We start from the raw sequence: 8,667 nt of genomic DNA on the forward strand, positions 1-8,667 counted from the left end.
CATCCAGATAAATTAGGAAAAATAATAAGCAGACGAAATGCGGACTTGCTTTTTGCTATCCAAAATAATGACTATATTACATGAAATGAATTTTTGTAGAAATACATCCAATTTGATAGCCATTGGATCCTAGTGAAAATAAAATTCTGATATAGAAGGAAATAAAGCATATGAACAAAAGATATTTTTTCTACTTCATCCTCATTATCACCTTGTTCGCCTCGTGTGGTCTTATTCATAACCTTCCTGATTCGGCATCTCCCAATACTGGTGTAGATCCCAATTTATGGTATTCATTTGTGGATCAGAATGGAAATTTCTACCCCGATAATTGGAAGAAAAGTTATGGCATCCCCTCGAATAAAGCTGCTAGAGACCCTTATTCACTGATGAAGATTGCCACCGACAGAGGCGACCGCGAACAGTTACTTGCTTTTGAACGCGGTAACATGCTGCGTCTGTCAAAACGCATTGCACCAAAAAAACGTGTGTTCATTTTAGTTCATGGCTTTAATGCCGATGAAGAATCCGTTGTAAAACAATATAAATATATTGCCGATCATATCGTTACAAATCCCAAAACCGACGAAATTATTCGCTTTTATTGGGATGGTTTACGATCAACCTCTCCGTTTCGATCTGCAAAAAACTGGTTTTCCGCAGCCTCCTTTAGCCAGATGGCCGGTGAATTTGGATTGAGACGTATACTGAATAATATGGCCGATAAAGATGTCTTCATTATCTCTCACAGTCGTGGAGCATCTGTGGTGATGAGTGCTATTTCGAATCCGGAATACAACAGTTCTTTTTCCGCTCAGGCCAAAGACATTCATAAGGTCGATATCGAGCGGGCAAAACCTTTATTGGAAAACAAAAACAGGATTACCTGTATTATGTTGGCGCCAGCCATAGGGCTTTCCGAATTTCAGTATACCGATACAACAACTAACACCAAAAAATTTGTGGAACTGAGCTCCCAGGTTAAGAAAATACATATCACCATAAATGGTACGGATAAGATGTTGAAGAAGTTTTTTGGATTCTTATCGAATAAACTTAATCCAACAGATCTGGGATATAAAGAGGAAAGTTTTAACGCACTTAAGAAAAATTATACCATCTTTTCGATGACTGATTTCACAGGAATGTCAAGCCATGACTTTAGTCGTTATATCCGAGATCCCAAATTCAAACAGATGCTTCGGGAGGAATCCATCCAAGTACAATAAGATGGTCGCTCGTCTAATTAAGTCAATAGGCTATGAATCGAAACTATTCGCTCAAAACGGCCATGGTTACTTACGGAAACAGGCAAGCGCCTCTTCCCATCCCTCAGAACGAGGCTTGGAACTCCGAGAGAATCTTTAATAATTCCATCTCTTTTGATTTCAACAATATCGTCCAAATGAACTAATTCGCCAGCTGCTACGCTATGTATAAAATCAGGGGAAACGATGGTCTTCGTATAATACCTTTTTCCTTCGCAGATGACTTCTCCCCTCGCCTTGCAAGCAGTTCGTTCAATAACTGAACACCGCAATTTTAAAGGAATGTACTTTCTGATTCCTGTCTGTCTATTCCATATTTTATAGGCAGCCTCTTTCATACTCCATAAGAGCCAAACAACAATTTCGGGGTCTGGACTGTTCACAATCAACAGTTGTTCCTGCTCATTAAATAGTTTTGAAAGAAAACCTCTACGTCTCCAATTACTCTCTTTTCTGGACTGAACCAGATCGATAATGTCATTACCAATCATTTTTCTTGTAACTTGCTTTCGATTATTTCGACTGCGGCTCCTATATTAAGCATACGCTCCATATCAGAATTTTCAATAACGATCCCAAATTGATCTTCGATATCCAGTACAATATCGACCAAATTGGCTGAATTAATTTGTAGATCACGCATAAAATCAGTCTCTTCAGTAAGCTTTCCGAAAGCTTCTTCGTTTGTTGTGTAGGGTGCTATAATTGGTTTTAAAGCACCGATCAATTCTTCTCTCTTCATAAATTTAGTTATCAAATTTTTTAAATATTAAACAGGCATTTACATCTCCAAACCCGAAACTTGCCTTGGCTATAATTTGGGGTTTGACATCAATTTGATGTATTGATACTCTTGATGGATCTATCAGTGCTGCGATCTCGGGATGTAAATCAGTACAATTACTGTTTCCGAATAAAAATCCATGAAATAACTGCAAAACTGTGGCCACGCATTCTATGCTACCTGCCGCGCTGAGACAATGCCCAGTCATTCCTTTTAGCGAATTTATCCATGGAAAATCTTTCCCTTTACGCCCAAGTGCCTCGGTCCAGTTTTCTATTTCAAAAGCATCTTTGGCTGTTGCCGTTAGATGACCGTTTATAGCATCGACATCCCATTTGGAGACGCCCGAATTGTTTAGGGCCTCTTGAATGCAACGGCGTACAGCATCAGCGTTTGGAGCTGTCATACTGCCTGTTCCCCGTTGTCCTCCAGAGTTTACTTGGCCGCCCAATAACTCGCCATATATAACGGCATTGCGTGCTAAGGCACTTTCCAAATCTTCCAGTAATAGGGCTCCAGCCCCACTACCCGGGACGAACCCTGCGGCTGTTGCACTCATTGGGCGCGACCCTTCCGCAGGGCGGTCATTATATTGCGAACTACAGACACGTAGTGCATCAAAACCGCCCCAAATATAAGGCCCACTATCTCCAGTACTGCCTGCCAGCATGCGTTTTGCTCTTCCGGACCGAATCCGGTCATATGCCATTAGAATTGCTTCAGTCCCAGTAGCACAGGCCGAGGAATTGGTGGTCACCTGATTTCCGAGGCCTAGTTTCCCGCCTAAATATGCACTGACACCACTGTTCATTGTTTGCGCCACAACTGTACTACCTAGTCTGCGGGTTTGTAGCTCATCAATTTTATAAATACTCTCGCGAAACTTATCAATACCTGATGTACCTGAACCAAAGACTGTTCCGCTATCCCAATCGGGGGCCGAATTTACGGCAATAGGAAGACCTGCATTTGTCCAGGCCTCCATTCCAGCAATGACTCCGTACAAGATGCCTGTACTATTAAAACCTCTAAGCTCAAGTTCAGTGAAATATTGCCTTTTAAGATCATCTGATATTTGCGGCATTCCAGCAATCTGGCAGGAAAACTGTAGTTTTTCCAGCTGTTCATCATGTCTAATACCCGAAACGCCATCTTTGATGGCCTGAGTAAAGGCAGACACCCCCACTCCATTGGGCGCAACGACTCCTAGTCCAGTAATCACAACTCTCTTCATAACTCCTCCGTCATCATGCCTGCCAATATCCCTTTACAAACTTCCTGTCCGGCTTCATTCTTCATCGTAACGGCACACTTTAGTTTGCCAAACCTAAAATATATTTTTTTTGAAAACACGGTGACTTTCTCCTTTGGATATACTGGTTTTAAAAACTGTATTTCAGTAGAAGTCAACGCAATAGACGAGCCTTGCATTAAGTCTTTATTGAGCAGAAAGATTCCCAAACAGGCCAGACCTATTTGAGCCATCGTTTCGATCAGAATAACTCCCGGGGTAATCGCTCTATCATAAAAATGGCCGCGATAAAAGTCCAGATCTTCATCAAAAGTATAGGTACCTGCAACACCTTCGTCATCGACATGAATCAACTCATCGACAAATAAAAATGGGGCCCTGTAGGGCAATTTCGCTAGTATAGCATTCAATTCCATGGTTCAAAATGAGTAAGTTACCACTGTAATAAAACCCGCTGTGCTGAAAATCCCGGACCGAAACTCAGCATCAACCCCAATTCACCGGCTTGAGGCTTACGTTTCATAATACGTTCAAGGACGTAGAGTACCGTGGCGCTCGACATATTACCATAGTCCGCTAGTATAGCCTTAGTATCTTCAATATCTTTATCAAATTCAGCAAAAATCTCCTCGATTGTGGCTACGATCTTTTTCCCGCCCGGATGAAAAATCATGTAATTAATATCTTTAATTTCCAGCTGGTTCTTTTTCAGGAATGGATGTATAACTGCATCAAAATGGGACGCAATCACATTGGGCACATCCACATCCAGTATCATCTGCATACCAGTGTTGGTCAATTTAAACCCCATAATGTCCTCCGCATCATAAAAATGATACATCTCCTGATCAAGAATTACAGGTCCGCAATTTTCCTCACAGGATGAAAGCAGACAGCAAGCTGCACCATCGCCGAAAATGGCGGCACTGACCATATTCGACATCGAGAAATCTTCCAGCTGAAAAGTCGCTGTTGGCGCTTCGACGGCAATAACCGCAGCACGTTTACCTGGGTTTGCCTGAAGAAAATTTTTAGCATAAATAATACCTGAAACACCGGCAACGCAACCCATTTCGGTAACTGGTAACCGCACAATATCCTGTCGGAGTTTCATCCTATTAATAAGATACGCGTCTAGAGAGGGGATCATAATTCCAGTGCAACTGACTGTAATGATATAATCCAGAGACTGGGGATCCCAGCCCGTTTGTTCAAGGGCCTGACGAAGTGCTTGCTCCCCTAGGGCTATCGCCTCCCGGCAATACACATTGTTTTTTTCTTCAAAAGATGTCGCCGTGAAGACTTCGATCGGATCCATAATCGCATAGCGCCTGTCCACGGCGGCACCTTCAAAAAGTTTCTTGATTTTCTTAATAAAACGAGGTTCCTGTCCATGAAGCCAAATATCCAATAGCGGAAGGATATCAACGGTAGTACAAGAGTATTTAGGGAGTTGCTTGGCAACATTTATTATTTTAACATTCATATATTGAAAATTATCCACTGGTAACGAAAGGCCCATTTCCATTGGATGGTGTAATGTTCTAACCGTAACCTCTTTGCGAATTGTACAAGCTCAATCTTTTTAAACCCGCGCAGTATGGAAACAAGCCCATCCACTTTTGTCATTCTATTTAACCTAAAAACAACAGCAATAGTTTGAAAAAGCCGGTAAGCCATTTTACTCCTTTGTAAATCGTTTATGACGACCCCCAATTTTGATACGTTGACCAGGCTATCTAGCAGACGAAAAATCGCTTCATCGTCGAAATGATGTAAAGTAAGCGTACACAGAACAATGTCATACTTGACATCTTCAAAATTCGCTTCAAAGATATCTGCACACAAATAGGATATATTGGTATAATCTTTCGACAGATCCCTTGCACAATTTATTGTATACGGATTAGCATCAATCCCGAGCAATGAAAGCTTAATATGATGTCTATTGCCATAATCGCTTAACATGCGAAGCATGTCCCCATTACCACAACCGATATCCACAATGGTTATTGTTTCATTCTTGTAGCCGGTTGAAAGCAATGTTTTCACACCATTCAACGTAATGCTATTTCCGCCTAGAAAACGATTAATCTTTGCAATTCGATCCAGCGTGACGCGAAGTTCGTCGCCCTCCAGCCGAAAATCGTCCATGATCTCATTCTGCGATGTTCTATATCTTGTGTCTATCCCCATTTTATTGAGCTTGCATTTCCATGAGTTTGTTTTATCATCCAACTTAAGATTTTTGGAAAAAATATCGTAGCCTTCATTAGAACCGCGGTACCTATTTTATAACGCAGTACACCCGACAGAAGTCGTCCGAATAAGAGCCGTCTTTTAAAGGTTCGATTCCATTGATTCATATAGGACTGTTCCAATTGGTGGCGCGAATCGATATGACCATGGTAATAGTCCACAATAAGCTCGGAAGCCATTTTTGCACTATGTATCGCCATCGCCATCCCATTTCCACAGAATGGATGAATAAGACCGGCCGTATCACCAATCATAAGCATATGGTTTTCTACCGCTGATTTCTGATCAAATGAAAATTGACTTATTGCAAGCGGCTTGTCAAAAAGTAGTCTACTCTTTTCAAAAAAACACTGAAGATGCCTATTTTTAGACAACACATACTTTTGATAATCACCTACATTTTTATACCTCTTGAACGTTTTTACATCGGCCAGATAACATAAATTTATCTGGTCATCTTCGACCTTAGAAATACCACAATAACCGCCTTCAAAATGATGCAAGGCAATAAGGTCATTCGGAAAATCGCCCGAATAGTGTGCTTTAACAGCCATCCACGGAGAGGTTTTTGTTATAAAATCGCGGGATAAGAGCTGATCCACATTGCTGCGTTTTCCATATGCGCCCAGTACAATTTTTGATCTTAATACCTGATCTTGAAATGAAACAGCAAATGTATCATTGCTAAAGGATACGCCTGTGACGGTCGCAATAACAATTGTACAACCCGCCCCTTTTGCTCGCTGATATAACAGATCATCCAACGCGTAACGACTGATGCCAATTCCACCCAAGGGTAACCTGACCCTATTCATCTGCCCACCTTCTGTCGTGAACTCAAGCTCCCGAATATGTGTTGGACAGAGCGATTTGACATCCACTTGTAGCCAATGCAGATAGGGCAAGACTTCGTTCGAAACATATTCGCCACAAACCTTATGACGAGGAAAATCATGTTTTTCGATTAACGTCACGTTGAATCCTTGTTTAGACAGATGCAATGCACTTGTAAGTCCAGCCAAGCCGCCACCTATAATAATCACATCAGGGTGTATTACCATATATCCAAGTTTGTTCTATATGAGTTTCATTTACAAAAAATCAACGTTACAAATCATGCTTCGGTCTCCTACATTGGTTGCCCCCGCTATTCAAAAGACGATTCTTAATAAATCTGTTCACGACCTAGGATTTTCCTGCACAGGACAATATCATCTATCCGCTTTTATAAAAAGTCTCTATGATAACAGCCCTTAGCGATAAATGGTTTTTATTTGACCGTAAATAAAGAAGGCAACTATCTGGATTTATATTCACGGTCGACAAACATTTTATCCAGAAAAAGATACCTGTTCCGAAATTCTTCAGCAGAAGCTTTCAACTCGGTATTCAAATTCAAGATATTCATTCGCTGATCTTTTGCTGTTGTTTTCGGCCAGGCTGGAAGTCCTTTTCCATTTGGATCACCCGTCTTGATAAAATTAACAAAGTACTGCTGACCAAGTTTCGAAACCTTGTAATCATCTTCTGTCCAGGCAAAAACATCATTACTCTGCAGATTTCCCAATAAATATTCGATATCACTGGCATGGAAAGCTCCCGGTAGGGGCTGTGGGCTTTTTTCCTTGTCTTCTTGTGTAGATTTCTTGCTAATTCCTCCGGCAAGCCCGGTTTGTGCATCACGATATGCCGGTTGCATGGGTGGCCGCGGTTTACCGAATATATAAACGAAGACTGGGTTACCGCTATTCTTTCGTTGCAGGTCAAGCCATTTCCAAGTACTATACACAATAAAATTATCGCTAGCTAATGCAGTTGCCGATTCAATGACTTCTGCCTCGGTCTTCCCTGGATACTCCTTGAGCACTTCTTCAGCTTTAACACCAAACTGTGCTCTTACCAACTTCTCATAATTCTCCGGAGATGGGTAAGATTTACCCATGTAAGCCATATAGGGAGCTTCCGTGGAAGTCCAACCGGCAAGCAAGGGAACCTTAGATTGCTCCCCGGCTTCAAAAATAGCCAATGGAGATCGCGGCAAAAAATAGCCATCAACAATCAAACGGGTAGTGAAGGCTCCTGGCTCGCTGGCTTTATTTAGAAGTTCGGCCGCAGGAATTTCACGCAGTTGATCAAGACCTGTGGCATTTACCCGCGATGCAAATGCAAGGCCCTGTTGTTCCTGCTCAGTAATAGAGGCTGTACCATACCGTAAGTTAAAGACACTTCCGCTCTGACCGATAGCACGCGTAAACAACCCCTTGGATAGCGGACTAGTCATTTGAGCGGAAACAGACATACTTCCTGCCGACTCGCCACCGATGGTGACCGCATCGGGATCACCGCCGAATGCAGCTATATTTTTTTTGACCCAAACCAAAGCTGCATGCTGATCCAGCAGTCCATAATTTCCTGAAGCATGTTTCGGTGATTCCTCCGTTAATGCTGGATGCGCGAAGAAACCAAAGATACCAAGACGATAGTTGACAGTAACGACAATAAGACCTTCTTTAGCAAAACTTTCACCATCATAACGATTTTCAGATCCATCACCAGCATTGAACCCCCCGCCGTAAAAATAAACTAAAACAGGAAGTTTGCCTGAATGAAGACTCTTTGGACGCCATACATTCAGGTATAGACAGTCTTCACTGATCCCCGGCGACCGAAATCGCATATCCCCATAGATCGGTTTCTGCATCGGAGAATAACCAAAATGATCTGCTTTACGGATACCAGACCAGTGTTCAGCAGCTTGCGGTTCTTTCCATCTTAGATCGCCTACTGGGGGTTTTGCAAAGGGGATCCCTCGGAAGGACTCGACCCCGCTTGACAAGATAATCCCTTCTAGCACCCCCTCTTCAACCTTTACCTGTGGCATTTGGGCGAAAACAAACGATGCAACCAAAAGCCCAACAACTGTAAAAAAAATCTTTTTCATCATAACATTCATTTATAACTCCATGGTTTTATTCTTAAAGTTAAAATACAAAATAAAATCTATACCGTCGTGATAATCTGACATTTCAGCACAAAGACTTAAAGAAAACTTAACCAATAGACAAATACCTGCAGCAGCCGGATGCTTGCTTGCTTGCTTGCTT

At 41.9% G+C, this 8,667-nt stretch carries 9 protein-coding genes; 1 reads left to right on the plus strand and 8 read right to left on the minus strand.

Annotated elements, in window-relative coordinates; genetic code table 11:
* Positions 1 to 170 precede the first annotated feature (170 nt).
* Positions 171 to 1,229, plus strand: a complete 1,059-nt coding sequence (locus B3P16_RS21080; protein ID WP_070568666.1) for an alpha/beta hydrolase — start codon at positions 171 to 173, stop codon at positions 1,227 to 1,229.
* 17 nt (positions 1,230 to 1,246) lie between these two features.
* On the opposite strand, the gene B3P16_RS21085 is transcribed toward B3P16_RS21080, so the two are convergent.
* From B3P16_RS21085 to B3P16_RS21120, 8 genes are all read right to left on the minus strand, one after another.
* Positions 1,247 to 1,759 (minus strand): 4'-phosphopantetheinyl transferase family protein, encoded by a 513-nt coding sequence (locus B3P16_RS21085; RefSeq protein WP_112374522.1) that lies wholly within the window; start codon positions 1,757 to 1,759, stop codon positions 1,247 to 1,249.
* On the minus strand, positions 1,756 to 2,010 hold the full coding sequence (locus B3P16_RS21090; protein ID WP_112374521.1) for an acyl carrier protein: 255 nt from the start codon (positions 2,008 to 2,010) through the stop codon (positions 1,756 to 1,758). The genes B3P16_RS21085 and B3P16_RS21090 overlap by 4 nt, the downstream gene beginning before the upstream one ends.
* A 4-nt stretch (positions 2,011 to 2,014) precedes the next feature.
* A complete protein-coding gene (locus B3P16_RS21095; protein WP_286768075.1) occupies positions 2,015 to 3,286 on the minus strand; it encodes a beta-ketoacyl-[acyl-carrier-protein] synthase family protein in 1,272 nt (423 codons plus the stop codon).
* Positions 3,283 to 3,720 carry a 3-hydroxyacyl-ACP dehydratase FabZ family protein gene (locus B3P16_RS21100; RefSeq protein ID WP_070568678.1) on the minus strand — a complete coding sequence of 146 codons (438 nt, stop codon included), beginning with the start codon at positions 3,718 to 3,720 and terminating at the stop codon, positions 3,283 to 3,285. Before B3P16_RS21100 ends, B3P16_RS21095 begins: the two co-directional genes overlap by 4 nt.
* 17 nt (positions 3,721 to 3,737) lie before the next feature.
* Complete coding sequence (locus B3P16_RS21105) at positions 3,738 to 4,826, minus strand: type III polyketide synthase (RefSeq protein WP_286844247.1); 1,089 nt, start codon at positions 4,824 to 4,826, stop codon at positions 3,738 to 3,740.
* Positions 4,787 to 5,500, minus strand: coding sequence for a methyltransferase domain-containing protein (locus B3P16_RS21110; RefSeq protein WP_159332896.1), 714 nt, complete (start codon positions 5,498 to 5,500; stop codon positions 4,787 to 4,789). The genes B3P16_RS21105 and B3P16_RS21110 overlap by 40 nt, the downstream gene beginning before the upstream one ends.
* The gene (locus tag B3P16_RS21115) at positions 5,491 to 6,624 is read right to left on the minus strand and encodes an NAD(P)/FAD-dependent oxidoreductase (protein WP_286844249.1); all 1,134 of its coding nucleotides are present in this window, start codon (positions 6,622 to 6,624) and stop codon (positions 5,491 to 5,493) included. Before B3P16_RS21115 ends, B3P16_RS21110 begins: the two co-directional genes overlap by 10 nt.
* Positions 6,625 to 6,860: 236 nt before the next feature.
* On the minus strand, positions 6,861 to 8,507 hold the full coding sequence (locus B3P16_RS21120) for a carboxylesterase/lipase family protein (RefSeq protein ID WP_286844251.1): 1,647 nt from the start codon (positions 8,505 to 8,507) through the stop codon (positions 6,861 to 6,863).
* Positions 8,508 to 8,667 lie beyond the last annotated feature (160 nt).

The sequence above is a fragment of the Sphingobacterium sp. UBA7631 genome, assembly GCF_002483935.1.
In the GTDB taxonomy this organism is placed as follows: Bacteria; Bacteroidota; Bacteroidia; order Sphingobacteriales; family Sphingobacteriaceae; genus Sphingobacterium; species Sphingobacterium multivorum.

Excerpts from the sequence above, each read along its gene's own strand:
- B3P16_RS21090 (WP_112374521.1), bottom strand. The coding sequence starts at position 2,010 with ATGAAGAGAGAAGAATTGATCGGTGCTTTAAAACCAATTATAGCACCC.
- B3P16_RS21110 (WP_159332896.1), bottom strand. The coding sequence starts at position 5,500 with ATGGGGATAGACACAAGATATAGAACATCGCAGAATGAGATCATGGAC.
- B3P16_RS21120 (WP_286844251.1), bottom strand. The coding sequence starts at position 8,507 with ATGATGAAAAAGATTTTTTTTACAGTTGTTGGGCTTTTGGTTGCATCG.
- B3P16_RS21115 (WP_286844249.1), bottom strand. The coding sequence starts at position 6,624 with ATGGTAATACACCCTGATGTGATTATTATAGGTGGCGGCTTGGCTGGA.
- B3P16_RS21100 (WP_070568678.1), bottom strand. The coding sequence starts at position 3,720 with ATGGAATTGAATGCTATACTAGCGAAATTGCCCTACAGGGCCCCATTT.
- B3P16_RS21080 (WP_070568666.1), top strand. The coding sequence starts at position 171 with ATGAACAAAAGATATTTTTTCTACTTCATCCTCATTATCACCTTGTTC.
- B3P16_RS21095 (WP_286768075.1), bottom strand. The coding sequence starts at position 3,286 with ATGAAGAGAGTTGTGATTACTGGACTAGGAGTCGTTGCGCCCAATGGA.
- B3P16_RS21105 (WP_286844247.1), bottom strand. The coding sequence starts at position 4,826 with ATGGGCCTTTCGTTACCAGTGGATAATTTTCAATATATGAATGTTAAA.
- B3P16_RS21085 (WP_112374522.1), bottom strand. The coding sequence starts at position 1,759 with ATGATTGGTAATGACATTATCGATCTGGTTCAGTCCAGAAAAGAGAGT.